The organism is Arthrobacter sp. JB02-1C (assembly GCF_057748045.1).
In genome coordinates this window covers 100,887-121,587 of record NZ_CM173235.1, presented here as the reverse complement: position 1 = coordinate 121,587, position 20,701 = coordinate 100,887, and the positions used below count along the sequence as shown (strand labels likewise).

The 20,701-nt window shown below is 67.7% G+C and carries 23 protein-coding genes; 13 read left to right on the top strand and 10 right to left on the bottom strand.

The features are described 5' to 3' along the window. The first annotated feature begins 7 nt into the window (after positions 1–7). The 4 genes from dapC (at position 8) to AC3ANP_RS00535 (ending at position 4,120) form a co-directional block, all read left to right on the top strand. Positions 8–1,159, top strand: a complete 1,152-nt coding sequence (dapC, locus tag AC3ANP_RS00550) for a succinyldiaminopimelate transaminase (RefSeq protein WP_488331450.1) — start codon at positions 8–10, stop codon at positions 1,157–1,159. Positions 1,160–1,387: 228 nt separating this feature from the next. Further along, positions 1,388–2,671: a citrate synthase gene (locus tag AC3ANP_RS00545; protein WP_488331449.1), complete on the top strand. Its 1,284-nt coding sequence runs from the start codon at positions 1,388–1,390 to the stop codon at positions 2,669–2,671. A gap of 146 nt (positions 2,672–2,817) precedes the next feature. Next, the gene (locus AC3ANP_RS00540) at positions 2,818–3,450 is read left to right on the top strand and encodes a TetR/AcrR family transcriptional regulator (protein WP_488331448.1); all 633 of its coding nucleotides are present in this window, start codon (positions 2,818–2,820) and stop codon (positions 3,448–3,450) included. A gap of 58 nt (positions 3,451–3,508) precedes the next feature. Further along, on the top strand, positions 3,509–4,120 hold the full coding sequence (locus AC3ANP_RS00535; RefSeq protein ID WP_488331447.1) for a hypothetical protein: 612 nt from the start codon (positions 3,509–3,511) through the stop codon (positions 4,118–4,120). 50 nt (positions 4,121–4,170) lie between these two features. On the opposite strand, the gene AC3ANP_RS00530 is transcribed toward AC3ANP_RS00535, so the two are convergent. Together AC3ANP_RS00530 and dapD are read right to left on the bottom strand one after the other, a co-directional pair. Beyond that, entirely contained in the window at positions 4,171–4,968 is a 798-nt protein-coding gene (locus AC3ANP_RS00530; protein WP_488333112.1) for a hypothetical protein, read from the bottom strand. A 114-nt stretch (positions 4,969–5,082) separates the two neighbouring features. Continuing rightward, on the bottom strand, positions 5,083–6,093 hold the full coding sequence (gene dapD / locus AC3ANP_RS00525) for a 2,3,4,5-tetrahydropyridine-2,6-dicarboxylate N-succinyltransferase (RefSeq protein ID WP_488331446.1): 1,011 nt from the start codon (positions 6,091–6,093) through the stop codon (positions 5,083–5,085). 92 nt (positions 6,094–6,185) lie between these two features. Here dapD and dapE point away from each other — a divergent pair, with 92 nt between their 5' ends. Next, positions 6,186–7,319 (top strand): succinyl-diaminopimelate desuccinylase, encoded by a 1,134-nt coding sequence (gene dapE / locus AC3ANP_RS00520; protein ID WP_488331445.1) that lies wholly within the window; start codon positions 6,186–6,188, stop codon positions 7,317–7,319. Positions 7,320–7,438: 119 nt separating this feature from the next. Here dapE and AC3ANP_RS00515 read toward each other — a convergent pair whose 3' ends face one another. From AC3ANP_RS00515 to AC3ANP_RS00500, 4 genes are all read right to left on the bottom strand, one after another. Then, positions 7,439–8,275 (bottom strand): amino acid ABC transporter permease, encoded by an 837-nt coding sequence (locus AC3ANP_RS00515; protein ID WP_488331444.1) that lies wholly within the window; start codon positions 8,273–8,275, stop codon positions 7,439–7,441. Further along, on the bottom strand, positions 8,272–8,922 hold the full coding sequence (locus tag AC3ANP_RS00510) for an amino acid ABC transporter permease (protein WP_488331443.1): 651 nt from the start codon (positions 8,920–8,922) through the stop codon (positions 8,272–8,274). Before AC3ANP_RS00510 ends, AC3ANP_RS00515 begins: the two co-directional genes overlap by 4 nt. A gap of 98 nt (positions 8,923–9,020) precedes the next feature. Continuing rightward, a complete protein-coding gene (locus AC3ANP_RS00505) occupies positions 9,021–9,902 on the bottom strand; it encodes a glutamate ABC transporter substrate-binding protein (RefSeq protein ID WP_488331442.1) in 882 nt (293 codons plus the stop codon). Between the two features lie 89 nt (positions 9,903–9,991). Further along, positions 9,992–10,747, bottom strand: a complete 756-nt coding sequence (locus AC3ANP_RS00500) for an amino acid ABC transporter ATP-binding protein (RefSeq protein ID WP_488331441.1) — start codon at positions 10,745–10,747, stop codon at positions 9,992–9,994. 299 nt (positions 10,748–11,046) lie between these two features. Between AC3ANP_RS00500 and AC3ANP_RS00495 the strand changes: the two genes are divergently transcribed. The 4 genes from AC3ANP_RS00495 (at position 11,047) to AC3ANP_RS00480 (ending at position 14,020) form a co-directional block, all read left to right on the top strand. Next, on the top strand, positions 11,047–11,826 hold the full coding sequence (locus AC3ANP_RS00495; protein ID WP_488333111.1) for an LOG family protein: 780 nt from the start codon (positions 11,047–11,049) through the stop codon (positions 11,824–11,826). A 34-nt stretch (positions 11,827–11,860) separates the two neighbouring features. Further along, positions 11,861–12,307, top strand: coding sequence for a DivIVA domain-containing protein (locus AC3ANP_RS00490; RefSeq protein ID WP_488331440.1), 447 nt, complete (start codon positions 11,861–11,863; stop codon positions 12,305–12,307). Continuing rightward, the gene (locus AC3ANP_RS00485) at positions 12,304–13,629 is read left to right on the top strand and encodes a hypothetical protein (RefSeq protein WP_488331439.1); all 1,326 of its coding nucleotides are present in this window, start codon (positions 12,304–12,306) and stop codon (positions 13,627–13,629) included. Before AC3ANP_RS00490 ends, AC3ANP_RS00485 begins: the two co-directional genes overlap by 4 nt. A gap of 223 nt (positions 13,630–13,852) precedes the next feature. After that, a complete protein-coding gene (locus tag AC3ANP_RS00480; RefSeq protein WP_488333110.1) occupies positions 13,853–14,020 on the top strand; it encodes a DUF3117 domain-containing protein in 168 nt (55 codons plus the stop codon). Between the two features lie 65 nt (positions 14,021–14,085). Here AC3ANP_RS00480 and AC3ANP_RS00475 read toward each other — a convergent pair whose 3' ends face one another. Continuing rightward, positions 14,086–14,718, bottom strand: a complete 633-nt coding sequence (locus AC3ANP_RS00475; RefSeq protein ID WP_488331438.1) for an O-methyltransferase — start codon at positions 14,716–14,718, stop codon at positions 14,086–14,088. 283 nt (positions 14,719–15,001) lie between these two features. On the opposite strand from AC3ANP_RS00475, the gene sigE reads away from it, so the two are divergent. The 3 genes from sigE (at position 15,002) to AC3ANP_RS00460 (ending at position 16,478) form a co-directional block, all read left to right on the top strand. Then, positions 15,002–15,637 carry an RNA polymerase sigma factor SigE gene (gene sigE, locus AC3ANP_RS00470; RefSeq protein ID WP_488331437.1) on the top strand — a complete coding sequence of 212 codons (636 nt, stop codon included), beginning with the start codon at positions 15,002–15,004 and terminating at the stop codon, positions 15,635–15,637. A 6-nt stretch (positions 15,638–15,643) separates the two neighbouring features. Next, a complete protein-coding gene (locus AC3ANP_RS00465) occupies positions 15,644–15,907 on the top strand; it encodes a hypothetical protein (RefSeq protein WP_488331436.1) in 264 nt (87 codons plus the stop codon). Between the two features lie 187 nt (positions 15,908–16,094). Beyond that, positions 16,095–16,478, top strand: a complete 384-nt coding sequence (locus AC3ANP_RS00460) for a twin-arginine translocase TatA/TatE family subunit (protein WP_488331435.1) — start codon at positions 16,095–16,097, stop codon at positions 16,476–16,478. 32 nt (positions 16,479–16,510) lie between these two features. On the opposite strand, the gene AC3ANP_RS00455 is transcribed toward AC3ANP_RS00460, so the two are convergent. The 3 genes from AC3ANP_RS00455 to AC3ANP_RS00445 are packed head-to-tail and all read right to left on the bottom strand — an operon-like array spanning position 16,511 to position 19,701. Beyond that, positions 16,511–17,662, bottom strand: coding sequence for an Mrp/NBP35 family ATP-binding protein (locus AC3ANP_RS00455; RefSeq protein WP_488331434.1), 1,152 nt, complete (start codon positions 17,660–17,662; stop codon positions 16,511–16,513). A 10-nt stretch (positions 17,663–17,672) separates the two neighbouring features. Further along, positions 17,673–18,425, bottom strand: coding sequence for a DUF1003 domain-containing protein (locus AC3ANP_RS00450; RefSeq protein WP_488331433.1), 753 nt, complete (start codon positions 18,423–18,425; stop codon positions 17,673–17,675). Further along, the gene (locus tag AC3ANP_RS00445) at positions 18,418–19,701 is read right to left on the bottom strand and encodes a magnesium transporter MgtE N-terminal domain-containing protein (RefSeq protein ID WP_488331432.1); all 1,284 of its coding nucleotides are present in this window, start codon (positions 19,699–19,701) and stop codon (positions 18,418–18,420) included. The genes AC3ANP_RS00450 and AC3ANP_RS00445 overlap by 8 nt, the downstream gene beginning before the upstream one ends. Before the next feature lie 77 nt (positions 19,702–19,778). On the opposite strand from AC3ANP_RS00445, the gene AC3ANP_RS00440 reads away from it, so the two are divergent. Next, positions 19,779–20,633: a YflT domain-containing protein gene (locus AC3ANP_RS00440; RefSeq protein WP_488331431.1), complete on the top strand. Its 855-nt coding sequence runs from the start codon at positions 19,779–19,781 to the stop codon at positions 20,631–20,633. Positions 20,634–20,701 lie beyond the last annotated feature (68 nt).

Sequence of the window (20,701 nt, the reverse complement as noted above, 5' to 3'; positions counted from 1 at the left end):
GCTGCACGTGACATCTGCGGTGCGCAGCTTCGGCCTCAGCCTGCCCGACTACCCCTGGGAAGCGATGGCGCCGTTCCTGGCCCGCGCCGCCGAGCACCCCGGGGGAGTAGCCAACCTTTCGATCGGCACCCCGGTGGACGACACGCCGGCCCTGGTGCAGGACGCGCTCCGGTCCGCCGCCAATGCCCCGGGCTATCCCACGGTGCACGGCACCCCCGCGCTCCGGGAGGCGGTCGTGGCCTGGTTTGACCGCCGCCGCGGCGTCGCCGGGCTCGACCCGAAGAACGTGATGCCCACGGTCGGGTCCAAGGAACTGGTCGCCTGGCTGCCGTTCCTGCTCGGCCTCAAGCCGGGCGACGTGGTGGTCCGGCCCACCGTGGCGTACCCCACCTACGACATCGGTGCCACGTTCGTCGGCGCGGAGCACGTGGCGGCAGACGACCTCGAGGAGCTCGACGCCCACACCCGGTCCAGGGTGCGCCTGGTCTGGGTCAACTCGCCGGCCAACCCCACCGGTAGTGTCAGGGACGCCGCATCGCTGAAACGCATCGTCGACCAGGCGCGCGAACTCGGCGCAGTGGTCGCCTCGGACGAGTGCTACGCCGAACTCGGCTGGGGCGAATGGGATGTCCAGCGGGGCGGCTCACCGGTCCCCAGCGTCCTCGACCCGCGGGTCGCAGGCGGTTCCCACGAGGGCCTGCTGGCGGTCTACTCGCTGAGCAAGCAATCGAACCTGGCGGGCTACCGGGCGGCTTTCGTGGCGGGCGACGGCGCGATCATGGCCAACCTGGTCAACAGCCGCAAGCACGCCGGCATGATCGTTCCCTATCCGGTACAGGAAGCCATGCGCGTGGCCCTCGGCGACGACGCCCACGTGAGCGCACAAAAAGACCTGTACCGCGGGCGCCGCGAGCGGCTCATCCCGGCGCTGCAGGCATTTGGCCTGACCATCCACGAATCCCGGGCCGGCCTGTACCTGTGGGCCACAACGGGTGAGGCCACCTGGGACACGGTCGGCAGGCTCGCCGACCGCGGCATCGTCGTCGGCCCTGGCGTTTTCTACGGTGACGCCGGCAACGGCTTCATCAGGGTGGCGCTGACCGCGACTGATGAACGGATCGATGCCGCCGTCGCAAGGTTGACTGCCGGACCGGCATGATGCTGTGATGCGGCCCACAAGGGCGGCGGTTTTGGACCCTTATGGGGCTCCCGGATTAGTGCCACCCGCGAACTCCCGGTAGTTTTTAACTGACTATCAATGGTGGCTTTCCACAAGAAGGCAGCGCAGCCGTTGGAATGTGCGTGCAGATGTAGATTCCGCGGGCGGCTTCACCAAATGTTGGATCAAGCTTTCAACAGGGGCCCTGAAACCCCATGAGGAGAATCCATGACTGAGACCACCAGCGCGACCCTGCGTTTTGAGGGCGGCGAGCTTGAGCTCCCGCGCATCAAGGTTGTTGAAGGAAACGAAGGCTACGACGTTTCCAAGCTGCTGAAGCAGACCGGCGCCGTTGCCTTTGACCCCGGCTTCATGAACACCGCGGCCACCACCTCGGCGATCACCTACATCGACGGCGATGCCGGCGTCCTGCGCTACCGGGGCTACCCGATCGAGCAGCTCGCCCAGCACTCCAGCTTCCTCGAAGTTTCCTACCTGCTGATCTACGGCAACCTGCCGACGCCGGCCGAACTGGAAGCATTCGACCAGCGGATCCGCCACCACACCCTGCTGCACGAGGAACTGAAGGGCTTCTTCAGCGGCTTCCCCCGCGACGCCCACCCGATGCCCGTGCTGTCCTCGGCGGTGTCCGCGCTGTCCACGTTCTACCAGGACTCATTGGACCCCTTCAACCCCGAGCACGTCGAGGTCTCCACCTACCGGCTGCTGGCCAAGATGCCGGTCATCGCCGCCTACGCGCTGAAGAAGTCCGTCGGGCAGCCCATGCTGTACCCGGACAACTCGCACAACCTGGTGGAGAACTTCCTCCGCCTGAGCTTCGGTCTGCCCGCCGAGCAGTACGAAGTGGACCCCGTCGTGGCCAAGGCCCTCGATCTGCTGCTGATCCTGCACGCGGACCACGAGCAGAACTGCTCCACCTCCACCGTGCGGCTGGTCGGCTCCTCCAACGCGAACCTCTTTGCCTCGGTTTCCGCCGGCATCAACGCCCTCTTCGGTCCCGCACACGGCGGCGCCAACGAGGCCGTGCTCAAGATGCTCCGCCAGATCCAGGCCGACGGCATCAAGCCCGAGGACTACATGGAGAAGGTCAAGAACAAGGAAGACGGCGTCCGCCTGATGGGCTTCGGACACCGGGTCTACAAGAACTACGACCCGCGGGCCAAAATCGTCAAGGCCACGGCCCACGAAATCCTCGGCAAGCTCGGCGGGAACGACGAACTCCTGGAGATTGCGCTCCGCCTGGAAGAGAAGGCGCTCCAGGACGACTACTTCATCCAGCGCAAGCTCTACCCGAATGTGGACTTCTACACCGGCCTGATCTACAAGGCCATGGGTTTCCCGGAGAAGATGTTCACTGTGCTGTTCGCCATCGGACGCCTGCCGGGCTGGATTGCCCAGTGGCGAGAAATGATCACCGATCCGAACACCAAGATCGGCCGTCCGCGGCAGCTCTACACCGGAGAACCGGAGCGGAACTACCCTTCGGTTTAGCGCCCGCCCGCCAACGACGCCGGCCCGCACCTTGATCACGAGGTGCGCAGCCGGCGTCGTTTGCCTTCCCTGCTCCCGCGACGCTGCTGTTGCCCGCACCGGCGTGGAGGGCCACCGTAACAGCACGACCGTGCTAAAAAGGACCAATGCCCAAATTTGTTGACGCTGCGCTGCGGCGCCAGGACGTTGTCGAAGCCGTCTTCCGGATCGTGGCAGCCGACGGACTGGAACGGGCGTCGCTGCGCGAAGTCGCTGACGAAGCCGGTCTGGCGGTGGGCTCCGTCCGGCACTATTTTGCCAGCAGCGACGAACTCCTGGCCTTCTCCTTCGGCGTCGTGGTGGACCGGATCGCGGGCCGGCTGGCCGCCGCCGAGGCCCGGGTCGCGGACACCGCAGCGGGCTCCGCCGACCACCGCCGCGCCGTGTTAACCCTGCTGGGTGAACTGCTGCCGCTGGATGAGGAGCGTGCGGTCGACGCGTGCGTCTGGATGGCGTTCAAGGCAGCAGCCCGGACCCGCCCGTTTCTGGCCGCGGAAGCCGACCGGAGCCACCGCGCGGTGGCCGCCGTCGTCGGACGGCTCATGCTCGACCTCGCCGGAGCGGGCGACGCGGCCGGCACCGACCAGCAGCGGTTGGTGACGGAGGCCGAACGGCTCCTCGCAACCCTGGACGGCCTGACCATGCACGCGCTTCTGCAACCGGAGTGGATGACCGCGCAGATGTGCCACGATGTCCTGGAATCCCACCTTGCGGGCCTGGGCCGCCCGGCCGGCCATTAACCTGCGCTCCCTTCAGGAATAGACTGGGGAAATACGGCTTGCCAAGGGAGGCTTTCGGATGCACAATACAGGCGGCCCGGGCTGGCGGATCACTATGGACACGTCAGGCCCGATGCTTATTGCGCTCTACGTGCGCGACGCGGCCGGCCTGGACTGCGCCGGCCACCCGGCCCTGTGCCATGCCGCCCCGAAGATTCGGCCGGCCGATCATGCACACCTCATCGATGAGGTAGGCGGCATGGGCGTGCTGAAGACCGAGTGGGAGGCCTGGTGGGCCCAGCTCCTGAAAGCGCACCCGGAGGTGGACCCGCCGCTCGGGCCGCCGGCGTTCCAGGATTTTGGCAACTCCCCGGCGTTGCGGCGCGTCCTGCAGGCGCACTTCGGCGCCGCCCTGAGCTGGGCCCGCGAACGGCGGAGTGAATACCTGGCCCTTGAAGCCGAGCGGGACGCCAGCGGTGCCACCCAGCTCCTGGCGGATCTGGTGGATGACCGGTTGCTGGAAGTCGGCAGGGCAGCCCGGGACTTCGAACTGACCATCATCGAACTGCCGCTGGCCGAGCCGCGGGCCTGGTACCTGGAACCGGACAAAATCATCATGAGCTCCGAATTGCTGTCGGAGCCGGAGCTGTTCCGCAGCTACGTGCGGCCGGTCGTCGAACTGCTGGTCTGAGCGGCTGCAGGCGGCGCGCGGCGGCCCGGCCCCGCGGCTGTAGCCGGCGCTTACGGCTTCGGGGCTGCGGCGACGGTGATGGTGACCTGCCCGGCCGGGGTGTCAGCGGGCTGCCAGCCGTTGCGGGCGGCCCGGGACCAGCTCCGGCCGTCCGTTGCGACGTCGGTGATGGCCAGCGGCTTGGCGTTCGCCACGGCCCATTGAGCGACCGCCCACGCCTGGGTATCCTGCGCGGAAACCGTCACGGTGCGGTCCGCCGTGGACGCCGGAACGGTCCCGAACGCAGCGGCCAGCAACTGCCGGACCTCGGCGGCGTCGCCGGCGGCGTCGGGCTTGCGGAGCGCGCAGTCCAGGCCCGCGGGGGTATGGCCGGTGAGGGCGGAAGCGAAGGCCCGGGCCATCGCCTCGTGCTGCGCGTACGCTCCGGGATACGCCGAGCGCTGGACCTCCTGCGCGGCTTCGGTGATCGGCAGCGACGTGTAGTCCGCGATTTTCACCAGGGCATCGTAGAACGCGTTGCTGGCGTGATAGGGATCCTGCACCTCGTCTTCGGTCCCCCAGCCCTGCGACGGCCGCTGCTGGAACAATCCCCGGGAGTCCGGACCGGCCTGGTCCCCGTGGCTGATGTTTCGCAGCTTCGACTCCTGCATGGACGTGGCCAGGGCGATGCTCGCGGCCCGGGCCGGCAGCCCGCGGCGGACCGCCACCGCGCTGATGAGTGCCGCATTCGCCGCCTGGTCGGTCGCCAGGTCTTCGCCGCCGGCGCCTACTGCCGTGCAGCGTTCGGTGACCAGTGTCTCGGACCGCTGCAGGAAACCCACCGCCGTGTAGATCGCTCCCGCCACCATCGCCAGGGTCAGCAAGAGCACCAGCCGACGGCGCCAGTTGCGTGCCACGTAACTACTCCCTCGGGCCCCGCGGGGCCGGTCCGTACTTGAGCCGGTCGATTGTCGGGCTGCCGCCTAGTTGGCGTGCAGGGCCTCGTTGAGCTCGACGGTCTGCCCCCGCCGGGGGAGTACCTCAACTTCGCCGCTGGTGGAGTTGCGGCGGAACAGCAGGTTCGGCACGCCGGACAGTTCCAGCGCCTTGACGATCCGGCTGGTGTCCTCGCCGTCGGCGTCCTTCGGGCCTGCGACGCGTACCCGGGTGCCGGCGGTGACGTAGAGGCCGGCCTCGACGACGGAGTCGTCGCCGATGCTGATGCCCACACCGGAGTTGGCGCCGAGCAGGACCCGTTCGCCGAGGGAAATGGTTTCCTTGCCACCGCCGGAGAGGGTCCCCATGATGGAGGCACCACCGCCGACGTCGGCGCCGTCACCCGCGACCACCCCGGCCGAGATGCGGCCTTCGACCATGGAGGTGCCCAGCGTGCCGGCGTTGAAGTTAACGAAGCCTTCGTGCATCACGGTGGTGCCTTCGGCCAGGTGCGCCCCGAGGCGGACCCGGTCGGCGTCGGCGATCCGGACGCCGGAGGGAATGACGTAGTCGACCATGCGCGGGAATTTGTCCACGCCGTAGACCGTGACGGCGCCCCGCCGGCGCAGCCGGGCCCGGGTCAGTTCGAAGTCCTCCACGGCCGCCGGGCCGAAGTTGGTCCAGACCACGTTGGGCAGCTTGCCAAAGATGCCGTCCAGATTGATGCTGTTGGGCCGGACGAGCCGGTGCGAGAGCAGGTGCAGGCGCAGGTAGGCGTCCGCCGTGTCGGCCGGCGGTTCGTCGAGATGGATCTGGGCGAAGAGGACCTGCTGCTCGGTGCCGCGGTCGGCGTCGGCGCCGTGTTCGGCGATGTCCAGCAGCGACTGGTCCGCGTTGCCGACGTCGCGCAGGTGGTCCGCGGCGGTGCCGAGCGCCGGTGCCGGGAACCAGACGTCCAGGACCGTGGCCTCTCCATTGCGGGTGGCGACAGTCGCGACCCCGTAACCGTAGGCGGAGCGGGCGTCGTCGGGCACGGCGGAAGCAGCGGTATCAGTCATGCGTTCAAGTCTATCGACGGCCGGCCCGCACCCCGAAACCGTGACGGGGAGCCGGCGGCATATACGGCATATACGGCATATACAGTGGAACGGTGATTGAGCATCCTGCCCCCGCTGTACCCGCCCGCCTGGACCTGCGCCGGGACGTCGCCATCCTGACCGCGGACATCATCGACATTTTCAGCGTCTCGGGGGACGAGCGCCGGCTGGCCGACGCCGTCGAGCATGCCCTCCTCGGCATCCCGGAACTCGACGTCATCCGTGAAGGTGACGCGATCATTGCCCGCACCAACCTCGGCCGGTCCGAGCGAGTCATCCTCGCCGGGCACCTGGACACCGTCCCGCTGCCGGCCACGCAAGGAGCCCGCGGCACTGTGCCGTCCTCCTGGCCGTCCGGGGCGCCGGGGGAGGGCGTCCTGTACGGGCGCGGGGCCACCGACATGAAGGGCGGCGTCGCCGTGCAGCTGGCGCTGGCCGCGGGCCTGTTCGACGGCGGCTCGGCGCCCGGCAAGGATGTCACGTTCGTCTTCTATGACCATGAGGAGGTCGAGGGGGTCAAGAGCGGCCTTGGCCGCCTGGTCCGCAACCATGGCGAATTGCTGGCCGGGGACTTTGCCATCCTGCTTGAGCCGACCGACGGGACCGTCGAAGGGGGCTGCAACGGGACCATCCGGTTCGAGGCGGCCACGGCGGGCGTGGCGGCCCACTCCGCCCGGGCCTGGATGGGCGCCAACGCGATCCACGCCGCCGCGCCGATCCTGGCCCGGCTGGCCGGTTACCAGCCGCAGACCGTCACCGTGGACGGCCTGGACTACCGCGAGAGCCTGAACGCCGTCCGGATCAACGGCGGTACCGCGGGGAACGTCATCCCGGACCGCTGCGTCGTGGAGATCAACTACCGCTTCGCGCCGGATAAGACCCTGGACCAGGCCGAGGAGCACGTGCGGGATCTGCTGGCCGGCTTCGAGCTGGTCCGCACCGACGGTGCCGCCGGTGCCCGTCCGGGGCTGAATCACCCGGCCGCGGCTTCCTTTGTTGCCGCCGTGGGCGCCGCGCCGAAGCCCAAGTACGGCTGGACCGACGTCGCGCGGTTCAGTGAACTGGGGGTGCCCGCCGTGAACTTCGGGCCGGGAGATGCGCTGCTGGCGCACACGGACGATGAACACGTCGACGCGGACGCGGTCCGCGAGTGCCTGCGCGCGCTTCGAACCTGGCTGGGCGTGTAGGGCGCCAGCGCCCGGAAGACGCCCGGAAGACGCCCCGAAGACGCCCGGAAGACGAAAGGTCCGGAACCCGAATGAACGGGTTCCGGACCTTTCCCGTGGGGCTGGGTCCGCGGGGCGGCCTACTTGGCCGGGGCGGTCCCGGCGACCGGGACGTGGGCCATGCCGCCGGCGGCCTTCTTGGACCCGCGGCGCTCGATCCAGATCGCGAGCCGGGAAACCGTCAGGTTGATCGCGATGTAGATGGCGGCGGCCACGAAGAACACCGGGAACAAGTACTGCGGACCGAGGAAGTCGGCCATCACCTGAACCGCCCGGAGCAGTTCACCGTAGGCGACGATGTAGCCGAGTGAAGTGTCCTTGAGGAGCACCACCAGTTGCGCCACGAGGGAGGGCAGCATGCGGCGGATGGCCTGGGGCAGCTCGATCGTGAGCCGCGACTGGAAACTGGTCAGGCCGATGGCGAGGCCGGCCTCGCGCTGTCCCTTGGGCAGCGACTGGATGCCGGCCCGGATGATCTCGGCGAAGATGGCCGAGTTGTACAGGACCAGGCCGGCCACGACGGCGATGAACGAGCTGGTGGCGAAGACCAGCAGCACGAACAGCATCATCAGGACCACCGGCATGCCGCGGAGGAATTCCAGCACAATGCGGGTGGGCACGCGGATCCAGGCCACGTCCGAGATCCGCATCAGGCACAGCAGCAGGCCCAACGGGAACGAGATGACCGCGGCCACGGCGGCTGCGCTGAGGGTGGCGGCGATCCCGTTGAAGATCAGCGTCCAGACGTCGGCCTGGCCGAAGATGGCCCAGCGCTGGCTCTCGAAGATCCCCTGCTGCGCGAGAGTCATGACCGCCAGGAGGACGAGGGCGGCAATCACGACGACGCCGATGACCGAGCCAATGAGGGAAACGCGGCGGGCCTTGGGACCCGGGACGTCGTAGAGAACGGAAGTCATCGTGCGATCGCCACCTTTCGTTCAACCACATTGGCCAGGTAGCCAAGCGGGACGGTAATCAGCAGGTAGAAGAAGGCAACGCCGATCAGGACCCACATCACGGCGTCACCGTGGTCGTTGGCCAGCTGCTTGCCGTAGCCGAAGAGCTCCAGCACGTAGAAAGCGCCGGCCACCGAGGAGTTCTTCACGAGGGCGATGAGAATGTTGATCAATGGCGGGATCACCGTGCGCAGGGCCTGCGGGAGGATGATCAAGGAAAGCACCTGGCTGAACTGCATGCCGATGCTGCGGGCCGCCTCGGCCTGGCCCACCGGGACGCTGTTGACGCCGGAACGGACCGCCTCGGCGATAAACGCGGAGGTGTAGGCGCTCAACGCAATGATGGCGGCAATCTCGAACTGTTCGAAGGTGACGCCCAGGCGGGGCAGCACCACGGCCGCGAAGAAGAAAGCGATGGTCAGCGGGGTGTTCCGGACAATCTCCACGTACGCCATGCTGAAGCCGCGCAGCGCGGTGATCGGGGAGACCCGGGCCGCAGCGAGCAGGGTACCGAAAATGAGGGCGATGATCCCCGAGACCACGGCCAGGAAAAGGGTTCTGAGAAAGCCGTCCCAGTACTGGGGCAGGCTTTCAATGATGACGTCCATAGGTTCCTTCAACTGCGTTGGGTGGTTCAGGCGCTGGCAGGTGAATGGCGGCCGCCGGTCCGCGGAAAACGCGGGTACCGGCGGCCGCCACGCCTGATTTAGTAGCGGTTGATGGCGGGGAGCTTCGGAGCGGTCTTGATGACGGCGCCGGCGGTGGCCTCCCAGGCCTTCTTGTAGGTACCGTCCTTTTCGAAGGCCTCCAGCTGGTCGTTGATCCAGTTGCGGAAGACCTTGTCGTCCTTCTTCAGGCCAATGCCGTACGGCTCCTTGGTGAAGGTTTCATCGGAGGCGAGCTTGAAGGCGTCCGGCTCCTTGTTGACGAAACCGGCGAGGATGACGTTGTCGGTGGTGACGGCGTCGACCTGCTTGTTGCGCAGCGGCTCCAGGCAGGCCGAGTAGGTTGCTGCCGGGACCAGGATCGCTCCGTACTTGTCCACGATGGTGGAGGCGGGGGTGGAGCCGGTCACGGAGCAGACCTTCTTGCCCTTGACGTCTTCAGGCTTGGTGATGGAGCTGTTGTCCTTGTTCACCATGAGGGCCTGGCCGGCTTCGTAGTACGGCCCGGCGAAGTCCACTTCGGTCTTGCGCTTGTCGTTGATCGTGTAGGTGGCGACGATGATGTCGACCTTGCCCTGCTTGATGAACTGCTCGCGGTTGGCGGAGACCGTCTCGACCCACTCGATCTTGTCCGCGCCGATGCCCAGCTTGGCGGCGATCAGCTTGCCGATCTCAACGTCGAAACCGACAGGCTTGCCGTCGAGGCCCTTCTGGCCGAACAGCGGCTGGTCGAACTTGGTGCCGATGGTGATCTTGCCGGCAGAGGAAAGCTTTGCCATGGTGCTGTCGGCGGCGAAGCTCGGCTTCTCGGCTACGGGCGGGTTGGTAGTGGAGGAGCTGCCGCCGCAGGCGCTCAGGCTCAGGGCCAAAGCAGCGGATGCGGCAACCAGAAGGGATTTCCTTCGGGTCAAAAATGCCTTCATGACATTCCTTTCATTGGTCGGCCGCCTCCCGGCGGCCTGGGTGCGAACTCTGCGGAGGTTCAGGAGTGATGCGTGGAAGGGGGTGCGGGTCAGTGCGTCAGGAGCTTGGACAGGAAGTCCTTGGCGCGGCTGCTCTTCGGGTTGGTGAAGAACTCTTCCGGCGTTGCGTCCTCGACGATCTGGCCGTCGGCCATGAAGACCACACGGTCCGCTGCCTTGCGGGCGAAGCCCATCTCGTGGGTCACCACGATCATCGTCATGCCCTCCTTGGCCAGTTGAATCATGACGTCAAGTACCTCGTTGATCATCTCCGGGTCCAGGGCCGAGGTGGGCTCGTCGAACAGCATCACCTTGGGCTTCATCGCCAGCGCGCGGGCAATCGCGACGCGCTGCTGCTGGCCGCCGGAAAGCTGGGCCGGCAGTTTCGGGGCCTGGTGGCCGACGCCGACGCGCTCAAGCAGCGCCATGGCGTCCTTGTCGGCCTGGCCCTTGGACTCGCCCTTGACCTTGATCGGTCCCAGCGTGACGTTTTCCAGGATCGTTTTGTGCGCGAACAGGTTGAAGGACTGGAAGACCATCCCGACGTCGGCGCGCAGCTTGGCCAGGTCCTTGCCCTCAGCGGGCAGTTCCTTGCCGTCGATCTTGATGACGCCGTCGTCGATGGTTTCCAGCCGGTTGATGGCGCGGCAGAGCGTCGACTTGCCGGAGCCCGAGGGGCCGATGACAACGACAACCTCTCCCTTGCGGACGGACAGGTTGATGTCCTTGAGGACGTGCAGCTGGCCGTAATGCTTGTTGACGGCAGTCAGGGAGACGAGGGCATCGCCGGGCACTTGAGTAGTCATAGGAAGAAATCTAGCGAACATTAGCCGGATATGACGCCAATCACCCGGAGTTGCCCTACATCGTGACCCAAGAGATATCCGCGGACCGGCATCGGGGCCGCCCGCAAACCGGTCTGCCGCGCCGGGCCGCCCGGCCGGGCCAACCGCGTTAGCCTAGGGGGATGAGTACCGAGCAGCAGCCTCCAGCAGAGCCGAACCGAGCCGGAAATGCAGGTGCGGGCCGGCGGGACGCCCCGCCAGCCAACGGCATCCGGCACAAGGGCCCGCTGGAGTTGCGCCGCAAGGCCGCCAAGGTCACAATGTCGGACCAGACGCTGCTGGACACCAAGGGCCCGGGCCAGTTTGTACACACGGATCCGTGGCGGGTGCTGCGGATCCAGAGCGAATTCGTCGAAGGGTTCGGCGCGCTCGCCGATCTGGGGCCGGCCGTCAGCGTGTTCGGGTCCGCCCGGACCCTGCCGGGCAGCGTGAACTACGAACTTGCCGTCGACGTCGGGCGCAGCCTGGCCGAGGCGGGGCTGGCGGTCATCACCGGCGGCGGCCCCGGCTCGATGGAAGGCGCGAACAAGGGCGCCGTCCAGGGGAACGGCGTCTCCGTGGGGCTCGGGATTGAACTGCCCTTCGAACAAGGCATGAACCAGTGGGTGGACCTGGGTATCAACTTCCGCTACTTCTTCGCGCGGAAGACCATGTTTGTGAAGTACGCGCAGGGGTTCATCGTGCTGCCCGGGGGCCTGGGGACCCTCGACGAGCTCTTCGAAGCCATGGTCCTGGTCCAGACCCGGAAGGTGACGTCTTTCCCGATCGTGCTGATCGGCACCGCCTACTGGGGTCCGCTGCTGGAATGGCTCCAGTCCACGCTGGTCGCCGAGGGGATGATGGCGGAGGAAGACCTTGACCTCGTGCAGCTCGTTGACGACCCCGCGCTCGCCGTCGAACTTATCGTGGAGGGCGCGGCCCGGCACCGGAACCCGACCGGCACCCGCGCGGCCGGCAACGGGGTCAACGGCGGCAATGGTGCTGACGGCAACGGCAGCGGCAACGGCGACGCCGGAATCGGGGCCCGTCCGCCGGCCTGAGCAGCGCGCCCCGCTGATCTGGCACGATGGACCTGTGAGTTTCTTCCTGGTCTTCGTGGCGGTCGTGCTGGCCGCCCTCGCCATCCTCCTCGGCACCGACCTTGGGTCCCGGATCTTCCGCCGCCGCGCGGCTGAGCAGCCTTTCGACGACGGTTTTGATCAGCCGGTGGCATCCCTTCCCGCCGTGCTGCTCCCCGAGGCGGCAGAGCCGGCCGACGTCGACCGGATCCGTTTCGCCGTTGGCGTTCGGGGCTACCGGATGGACCAGGTTGACCAGGTCCTCGACGAGTTGCGGGACCAGATCGCCGGGAAGAACCGCGAAATTGCCGGCCTCCGGGCCCGGCTCGCCGCCGCAGCCGAGCCCCGCGCCGCCGAAGGGCCCCGCGCCGCCGAAGGGCCCCGCTCCGCCGCAGAACACCCCGCCCGCGAGCAGCCGGCCGCCGTCGAGCCGCCCACCGCCGTCCAGCACCCGGCACCGTGAGCGAAACGGCGCCGGACCGGGACCCGCTCGGCCGGGGCACGGCCCTGCGGGACCGGGCCGCGGCCTCCTTCTCCCGCCCGGACGCCTGGCCGTGGTGGCTGCAAGTGGGCGCGCTGTACCTCGCCGCGCGCCTGGTCAGTGCCTGCATCTTCATGGCCGCCGCGCTGCACCAGGGCGTGAATCCGTGGTTTCCGCCGAAGCCGGACTACTGGAATTTCATCAACATCTGGGATGCCCGCTGGTACGGCGAAGCGCTGACCAACGGCTACCCGGCGGTTCTTCCTGCCGACGGTGCCGGCAACGTGCAGGAAAACGCCTGGGCGTTCTACCCGCTCTTCCCCTTGCTGGGCCGCTCCCTGACCGGGCTGGCCGGGATCGCCCCGGCTGCCTCCCTGACCCTTATCGCGATGATCTCAGGGCTGGCCGCTGTCCTGGTGATCTACCGCTTGTTCGCGCACCGGGCCTCGCACCGCACGGCCCTGTGGGCTGCGGTTTTGATCGCGACGTTCCCGGTCTCCCCGGTGCTGCAGGTGCCTTATGCGGAGTCTTTAAACCTGCTGCTGCTGGCCTCGGCACTGCTGCTGGTGGTGCGTCGGCGCTATCTCGGGGCGATGCCGGTGGTCATCCTGATGTGCCTCTCGCGGCCTACCGGTGTTCCCTTCGCCGCCATGATCGGGCTGCTGTTCCTGTACCGCATTCTTCCCCACCTGAGGGCCGCATCTCTCGGCCGGAGGACGGATGCCGGGGCCGCATTGACCGTGCAGCACACCGCCGCAGCGGAACCAGACCTGCACGGGAGGGCCCATAGCCGTGCCGAGCTCTGGTCCCTGGCCGGCCTGACCGCCGTCAGCGGCCTTGGCGCCCTGCTCTGGCCTGCCGTCGCGTGGGCTGCCACCGGCGACATCCAGGCATACACCAAGACGGAGACGGTCTGGCGCGGCCAGGACCTGGTGCCGTTCAGGCCCTGGTTTGACACCGGTGTGCAGCTCTTCGGTCCGGTCCTGGGGCTGCTGGCACCGTTCGTGGTCGCGCTGGCCTTCGCCGCGCTGATGCGGACACGGCCCGTGGCCTCGCTGGGTGCCGAACTGCGGCTTTGGTGCGTGTGTTACATGGGCTACCTGCTGGTTTTCCTGCATCCGCAGACCAGCACCTTCCGGATGCTGCTCCCCTTGTTTCCCCTGGCCCTCGCCGCGGCGCGGGTTTCCCGCTCCCGTGCCTACCGCGCAACCCTGGTGCTGATGTTCCTTTTGTTACAGGTGGTTTGGGTGGTGTGGCTGTGGGCCTGGGCGCCCCTGCCCGGCGGGGGCGACTACCCGCCGTGACGCCGGACACCTTTGCGACACTGCCGCCCAGCCCCGCCGGTGCCCCGGGGAAAGTCCAACGATTAGCTACACGCGCGTAATTACGGGATAATGGGCCATAAGCTAAGGAAAATGAGTGTTGAGCCAGGCGGCGAGATCATGGCAGCCCGGCGGCATGTTTGACCAAGCGGACGCAGCCCGGCCGGGCTGGCAAGTCACGGGACTACTGGAGGGGATATTCCTCATGGCGGCTATGAAACCACGCACCGGCGACGGCCCTATGGAAGTGACCAAAGAGGGTCGCAGCCTGATTATGCGGGTTCCGCTCGAAGGCGGGGGGCGGCTTGTGGTCGAACTCAACGCTGCAGAAGCGACAAACCTCAAGGAATGCCTGGTCGGCGCTACCGAGTAGTTTGGCGTTCCCTGAGACAGGGCCCGTCGCCTCCCGGCGGCGGGTCTTTTCGGCGCTCCAAACTGCTATTTCTTGACCGCCACCAGCAGCCCATCGCCGGTGGGCAACATGGCGGAGGCCAGGCGCTCGTCGTCCCGGATGGACTTTCCGATCTGGCGGAGCACCACGGTGGTCGCGTCCCGTGCGGCGGGGTTGGAGACCCGGTCCTTGTCCAGTGCGTCATTGATGATCAGCAGGCCGCCGGCCTTCAGCAGCCGGATGGCCTGCTCAACGTAGCCGGGGTAGTTGGGTTTGTCCGCGTCGATGAAGACCAGGTCGTAGGCGCCGTCGGTCAGGCGGGGCAGCACATCGCCCGCCCGTCCCGAGATGGTGCGGGTGCGGTTGGCGGGGCTTCCGGCCTCGTGGAAGGACTCCCGGGCGGCCCGGAGGTGCTCGACGTCGACGTCGATGGTCGTTAGGACGGCGTGCGGGCCCAGGCCGCGCAGGATGCAGACGCCGGAGACGCCGGCGCCCGTGCCGATCTCCACCGCGGTTTGCGCTTTGGACGCAGCCGCGAGGACTGTCAGGACGGCACCGACGCCGGGACCGATGGGGGTAACGCCAAGCTCGAAAGACCGTTCGCGCGCGCGCAACAGAACCTCGTCCTCGGCAGGCAGATCTTCTGCGTAGGACCAGCTCGTGGACTTATCGGCGCTCATTGGTATCGCTTTCCGGGCGGAGGAGGGGAGTGTCTCATACAGCGTACTGTGTCCCGCCGTTTCCCCGGCGTTCGGGCGCGGAGTCCGCGGCCGGTGTGCCGGCCTGCGGGCCGCATTCCGCCGGTGGCGGAAGAAGGCTGCCGCGTCAGGAAATTCCCAGCTTATTTTGAAATGATGATGGTCCGCTCATCCGCGTGGTGACCGGCGTCGAATCCAGGGTGTAAGGAACTTGCAGGAGCAAGAGCCATCCGGGCGTAACACCATCCGCGAGGGGAGTGGGCAAATGTCGGCTATGGCAGCTGTCCCTGAGAATAGTGAATCCCAACCCACGGCCCAGGCCGAGTGGGTCAGGCCGACGTGGGAGGAGGTGGTGACGAACCACTCCGCGAAGGTCTACCGGCTGGCATACCGCCTCACGGGCAATAAGTTCGACGCCGAAGACCTCACCCAGGAGGTCTTTGTTCGGGCCTTCCGCTCGCTGGAAAATTTCAAGCCCGGCACGCTCGATGGCTGGCTGCACCGCATCACTACCAACCTCTTCCTGGACCAGGCCCGGCGCAAGAGCCGGATCCGCTTCGATGCGCTGGCGGAGGACGCGGAGACCCGGATCCCCGGCCGCGAGCCCGGCCCGGAGCAGAGCTTTGAGTTCAACAACCTCGATCTGGACGTGCAGGCGGCGTTGGAGGAACTCCCGCCGGACTTCCGGGCCGCTGTCGTGCTGTGCGACCTTGAGGGCCTGTCCTACGATGAGGTCGCCGCGGCCCTGGACATCAAACTCGGCACCGTCCGGTCCCGCATCCACCGCGGCCGGACCATGTTGCGTGAAAAACTCGCCCACCGCGCCCCCAGGTCCGCGGCGGCCGGAAAACAGTCGCTCAAGCCCCGGCTCAAGATGCCCCGCATTGCGGGTCTGCTCTGACGGGCAATGCGGCAACTGAAGCACTTCCTGGGCGGACTCCGGTGCGGGTATCTGGCCCGGCGCCGGGCCTGGTTCGGCGGCTACCGGCTCACTGCAGGGCGGCAGGACCGGCGCCGGAAACACCTCGAGGCTTGCGCCAGCTGCCGTCTTCGGCAACGCCGTGAGCAGCAGTATCTGGAACGGCTGCGGGGCGCGGCCGTGCCTGCGGCCAGCGGTGACCTGACAGCCCGCCTGCTGGCCCGCACGGGAGGGCTGGCGGGCGCCCCGTGACCGGCTGCACCAGCTCCGCGGGACGACGTTCCATCCCGGCTGGAGCGCGGACTGGACCGTGTCATGGGAGAGCTGGCGGGCTGAACGCGAGCGGCTGGCGGGCTTCGTGGCAGACCCTTGACCTCGCGTGGCGCCCGGCCGTGGGCCGAATCGTCGCTCGCCACACAGAGAGGGTAATCTTCCTAGGGTGTTTGGAATCAACGGACCGGAGTTCATAATTCTGCTGATCGTCGGCCTTTTGGTGATCGGCCCCAGCCGGTTGCCCGAATACACCCAGAAGCTGGCCAACATCGTCAAGGAAGTCCGGCGTATGGCCTCCGGAGCGCGGGAGCAGATCAAGGAAGAAGTCGGCATCGACATCGACGATGTGGACTGGAAGAAGTACGATCCCAGACAGTACGACCCGCGCCGGATCATTAAAGAAGCCCTGCTCGACGACGACACGAAGCCCATGAGCCCGGGTGCGCCTGCCGCCGTCGCCAACGCCGGCACAGCGGAACGGCGCCCCGCGCGGGCCGTGGAGCGCCTTGCCGAAGGCGAAGCCGCGCCCTTCGACTCCGAGGCAACCTAAGCCCGACCAGCCGGACCGGACCTGGGATGGGCCTAGCGGGGCTGGAGTCCCAGCGGCATCCCGACAAGCCCGCGGGGACTGGATGCGAGGGCAGCTGCGATGCCGGTCAGGGCAACGGCCGCCGGGGTCTCCGGCCGGCCGAGGACCAGCGGAACGCCGGAGTCGCCGCCTTCGCGGAGCAGGATGTCAAGCGGGATCTGGCCCAGCAGCGGTACCTCGGAACCCACCGTCGCCGACAGCCGCTCGGCCAGTACAGCGCCGCCGCCGCTGCCGAAGAGTTCCATCCGGGCGCCGTCGGGCATTTCCAAGTAGGACATGTTCTCCACGACGCCGGCCACGGTCTGGCCGGTCTGGACCGCGATGGCCCCGGCGCGCTCGGCGACGTCGGCGGCGGCCGCCTGCGGCGTGGTGACCACCAGGAGGCGGGCTTTCGGCAGGAGTTGCGCCACGGAGATGGCGATGTCCCCGGTGCCCGGCGGAAGATCCAGGAAAAGGGCGTCCAGGTCGCCGAAATAGACGTCGGTGAGGAACTGTTCCAAAGCCCGGTGCAGCATCGGCCCCCGCCAGGCCACGGGCTGGTTTCCGGTGACAAACATGCCGATCGAGATGACCTTGACGCCGTAGGCGACCGGCGGCAGGATCATGTCGTCCACCCGGGTCGGTGCCTGGGTGATGCCCATCAGGGCAGGAACTGAGAAACCGTAGACGTCCGCGTCCACGATGCCGACTCGCAGGCCCTGTGCCGCCAGCGCGCAGGCCAGGTTCACCGTGACCGAGGATTTACCCACGCCGCCCTTGCCGCTGGCGACGGCGTACACCTTCGTGAGTGAACCGGGGGCGTTGAAGGGGATCCCGCGGCGACCGCCGGGGCCGCGCAGCTGTTCCTTGAGGGCATCACGCTGTTCCTGATTCATCACCTTCAAGTCGACGTCGACGCCGGTGATCCCGGGGACCGCGGCCAGCGCGGCTTCGCAATCGGCAGTGATGGTACCCCGTAACGGGCAGCCGGCGATGGTCAGCAGCACGGTAACCGCCGCCCGGCCGTCAGCGGAGATGTTCACGGAATCAAGCATGCCCAGCTCCGTGATAGGACGTCGGAGTTCCGGGTCGATCACGGTGGCCAGTGCGGCGTGCACGGACTGTTCGAGCTCCGCCGCTGCCGGGGATCCCTGCGGGGTGCTCATTGGGGCACGCTCATTGCGGGCTTTGCTCGGCTTTCGGAGTGGTGCGTTGATCGGAAGCCGCGGCGCGCTCGGGGCCAGCTCCGGGCGCGGTTTCGGTTCTGGCCTCGCCGCGGACCCGCGGAATCTGCTGGGTGCGGGGGATGCGCTGCTTGTCGCGGCGGTCCCTGACTTTGTCCTTGGCCTTCTCGCGCAGGTTCTCGTGCGCACCGGAGGCCGGGTCGTGGCTGCGCAGTTCCTCCTGGGCCTCCAGCATGTCCTCCAGGAGGCTGCGCAGTTCGGCCCTGACGTAGTCGCGGGTGGCGACCTCGCGCAGCGCGATCCGCAGCGACGCCAGCTCCCGGGTCAGGTACTCGGTGTCCGAAAGGTTCCGTTCGGCGCGCTGGCGGTCCTGCTGGAGCGTGACCCGGTCGCGGTCGTCCTGGCGGTTCTGCGCCAGCAGCAGCAGCGGGGCCGCGTAGGACGCCTGCAAGGACAGCATCAGGGTGAGCAGGGTGAAGCCGAGGTCCCTGGAATCGAACTGCCAGTCGACGGGCGCCCAGGTGTTCCAGGCAAGCCAGAAGACGCAGAACACGGTCATGTAGACCAGGAACTGCGGGGTGCCCATGAACCGGGCGAAGCCCTCGGTGGCGTGGCCAAAGGCATCCGGGTTAGGGGAGAACTTCGGCAGGATCCGCTGGCGCCCGCTGAGCGGGGTGTCCAGGCTGCCGGCGGTCCGTGCGCCCTGGTTGGCGTTGGAGTTCCGCGGCGCGTTGAGATCAGCCAATGCGGCCTCCTAGCTTCCTTATCGGGGCGTCGTCCTCGTGGGCGCGCCAGTCATCGGGCAACAGGTGATCCAGCACGTCATCAACGGTCACCGCCCCCACGAGGCGGCCGTCGTCGTTGACCACGGGAAGTGAATTCAGGTTGTAGTTGGCCAGTGCGCGGGCCACCTCGCTGATGTGGGCCTGGTCCGAAACAGGCTCCAGGTTTTTGTCCACCAGGTTGCCGAGCGGTTCCGGCGGCGGGTAGCGCAGCAGCTGCTGGATATGCACGACGCCGAGGAAGCGCCCCGTCGGCGTCTCCAGCGGCGGCCGGGTGATGAAGATCGAGGAGGCCAGCGCCGGGGAGAGTTCCTCGCGCCGGACGTGGGCGAGGGCCTCGGCGACGGTGGCTTCCGGGGGGAGGATGACCGGGACCGGGGTCATCAGTCCGCCGGCGGTGTCCTCGTCGTATTCGAGCAGCCGGCGCACGTCTTCGGCGCCTTCCGGTTCCATCAGCTGCAGCAGTTCCTCGGCCTGGGCGCTGGGGAGCTCGGCGAGGAGGTCGGCGGCGTCGTCGGGGTCCATCTCCTCGAGCACGTCGGCGGCGCGCTCGACATCCAGGGCAGAGAGGATCTCCACCTGGTCGCCTTCGCGCATTTCCTGGAGCACGTCCGCGAGGCGTTCATCCTGGAGTTCGCTGGCGACCTCGAAGCGGCGCTTGTCGCTCATCTCTTGCAGGGCCTCGGCGAAGTCGGCCGGCTTCAGATCCTCGTGCGTGGCGACGAACTGGGTGGCTGCCTGCGGTTCCGTCTTGGCACCCGGCCGGGCGTCGGCCCAGTCGATGATCATTGTTTCGTTCCGGCGCAGCCGGCTAAGCGGGGAGAGCGAATGACCGCGCCGGACGAAGAGCTTGCTGACGATCCAGTCGCCGGAACGGTGCCGGTCCATCGCGATGTCTTCGATCGTGGCGTCGCCGCTGCCGTCGGCCAGTGTCACGCGGCGGTCGAACATTTCCGCGACCACCAGGGTCTCCGCGCCGCGCTGTTCGAAACGCCGCAGGTTCACCAGGCCGGTGCAGATCACCTGGGTCTGGTCGATCGACGTGATCCGCGTCATCGGCACGAAAACGCGCTTCTTGCCGGGCACTTCGACGACGATGCCGACCACGTGCGGTGCGCCGCGGTTGCCGCGGGAGAGCACGACGACGTCGCGCAACCGGCCCAGACGGTCGCCCAGAGGGTCGAAGACGTCCAGTCCAAGGAGGCGCGCGACAAATACCCGCGAAAGAGTTGTGCTCACTCCTACAGGCTACCGAGTCCGCTCTCTTTTAGCTGAATTTGCAGGCGCCGCACAGCGGGATGGGCGAGAATGGGCGTATGTCAAACATTTTTGGTGGTCCCAAGGCCGGCGCTTCGGGCAGGGCTGACGAGGCCCGTGCCGTTCCGAAGGGCGACACCGTCGGTTCCTACAACTCCTATCTGGATGCGCAGAAGGCGGTGGATTACCTGGCAGACCAGCAGTTTCCCGTGCAGCTGGTCTCGATCGTTGGCAACGACCTGAAGATGGTGGAGCGCGTCACCGGCCGGCTCACCTACCCGCGGGTCGCGTTGTCCGGTGCGCTCAGCGGCATGTGGTTCGGGCTCTTCGTCGGGGTCATGCTGTCCTTTTTCTCGACGACTCCGGGGTACTTCTCGATTGTGACCTCGGTGCTGATGGGTGCGGCGTTTTTCATGCTGTTCGGCATCGTCACCTACGCCATGCAGCGCGGCAAGCGGGACTTCACCTCGACCAGCCAGGTGGTGGCCACCAACTATGACGTGGTGGTGGCGTTCGAGGCCGCGCACGAGGCGCGCCGTCTGCTGCAGCACTTGCCGATGACCCGCAGCGACGCCGCCGGACCGGGCTTCCAGCAGTACGATCCGCAGAACCCGCCGTTCCAGCAGCATCCGCAGCAGGGTCCGCAGCAGCCGGGGACCGGGGCTGCGCCGCAGCGCCCCGCCGGCTGGAGCGATCCCTACGGCCAGCGGGCCCCGGGCGCGGAGCAGCAGCCGGCGTCGGGTGGCCAGGGGGCGCAGCAGCCCGAGCCGGGCCGGCCCTCGGCCATCAGCTACCCGGACCTGCCGGACGGCCGTCCGCAGTACGGCGTCCGCGTCACCGGTGCCGGCACGCAGGACGATCCCCGCGGGACCCGGCAGCCGGACGAGCCGCACCCGGAGGGCGAGCAGCGCTAAAGCCTCTGGGGTCCTGGCGTTCCTCCGCCCGGCCGGTCCCTGCCCGGCGGCCGGCCGGTTTTCCTGCC

Excerpts from the sequence above, each read along its gene's own strand:
- AC3ANP_RS00545 (WP_488331449.1), top strand. The coding sequence starts at position 1,388 with ATGACTGAGACCACCAGCGCGACCCTGCGTTTTGAGGGCGGCGAGCTT.
- AC3ANP_RS00540 (WP_488331448.1), top strand. The coding sequence starts at position 2,818 with ATGCCCAAATTTGTTGACGCTGCGCTGCGGCGCCAGGACGTTGTCGAA.
- AC3ANP_RS00535 (WP_488331447.1), top strand. The coding sequence starts at position 3,509 with ATGCACAATACAGGCGGCCCGGGCTGGCGGATCACTATGGACACGTCA.
- AC3ANP_RS00530 (WP_488333112.1), bottom strand. The coding sequence starts at position 4,968 with ATGGTGGCGGGAGCGATCTACACGGCGGTGGGTTTCCTGCAGCGGTCC.
- dapD (WP_488331446.1), bottom strand. The coding sequence starts at position 6,093 with ATGACTGATACCGCTGCTTCCGCCGTGCCCGACGACGCCCGCTCCGCC.
- AC3ANP_RS00515 (WP_488331444.1), bottom strand. The coding sequence starts at position 8,275 with ATGACTTCCGTTCTCTACGACGTCCCGGGTCCCAAGGCCCGCCGCGTT.
- AC3ANP_RS00510 (WP_488331443.1), bottom strand. The coding sequence starts at position 8,922 with ATGGACGTCATCATTGAAAGCCTGCCCCAGTACTGGGACGGCTTTCTC.
- AC3ANP_RS00505 (WP_488331442.1), bottom strand. The coding sequence starts at position 9,902 with ATGAAGGCATTTTTGACCCGAAGGAAATCCCTTCTGGTTGCCGCATCC.
- AC3ANP_RS00500 (WP_488331441.1), bottom strand. The coding sequence starts at position 10,747 with ATGACTACTCAAGTGCCCGGCGATGCCCTCGTCTCCCTGACTGCCGTC.
- AC3ANP_RS00495 (WP_488333111.1), top strand. The coding sequence starts at position 11,047 with ATGTCGGACCAGACGCTGCTGGACACCAAGGGCCCGGGCCAGTTTGTA.
- AC3ANP_RS00480 (WP_488333110.1), top strand. The coding sequence starts at position 13,853 with ATGGCGGCTATGAAACCACGCACCGGCGACGGCCCTATGGAAGTGACC.
- AC3ANP_RS00475 (WP_488331438.1), bottom strand. The coding sequence starts at position 14,718 with ATGAGCGCCGATAAGTCCACGAGCTGGTCCTACGCAGAAGATCTGCCT.
- sigE (WP_488331437.1), top strand. The coding sequence starts at position 15,002 with ATGTCGGCTATGGCAGCTGTCCCTGAGAATAGTGAATCCCAACCCACG.
- AC3ANP_RS00465 (WP_488331436.1), top strand. The coding sequence starts at position 15,644 with ATGCGGCAACTGAAGCACTTCCTGGGCGGACTCCGGTGCGGGTATCTG.
- AC3ANP_RS00455 (WP_488331434.1), bottom strand. The coding sequence starts at position 17,662 with ATGAGCACCCCGCAGGGATCCCCGGCAGCGGCGGAGCTCGAACAGTCC.
- AC3ANP_RS00440 (WP_488331431.1), top strand. The coding sequence starts at position 19,779 with ATGTCAAACATTTTTGGTGGTCCCAAGGCCGGCGCTTCGGGCAGGGCT.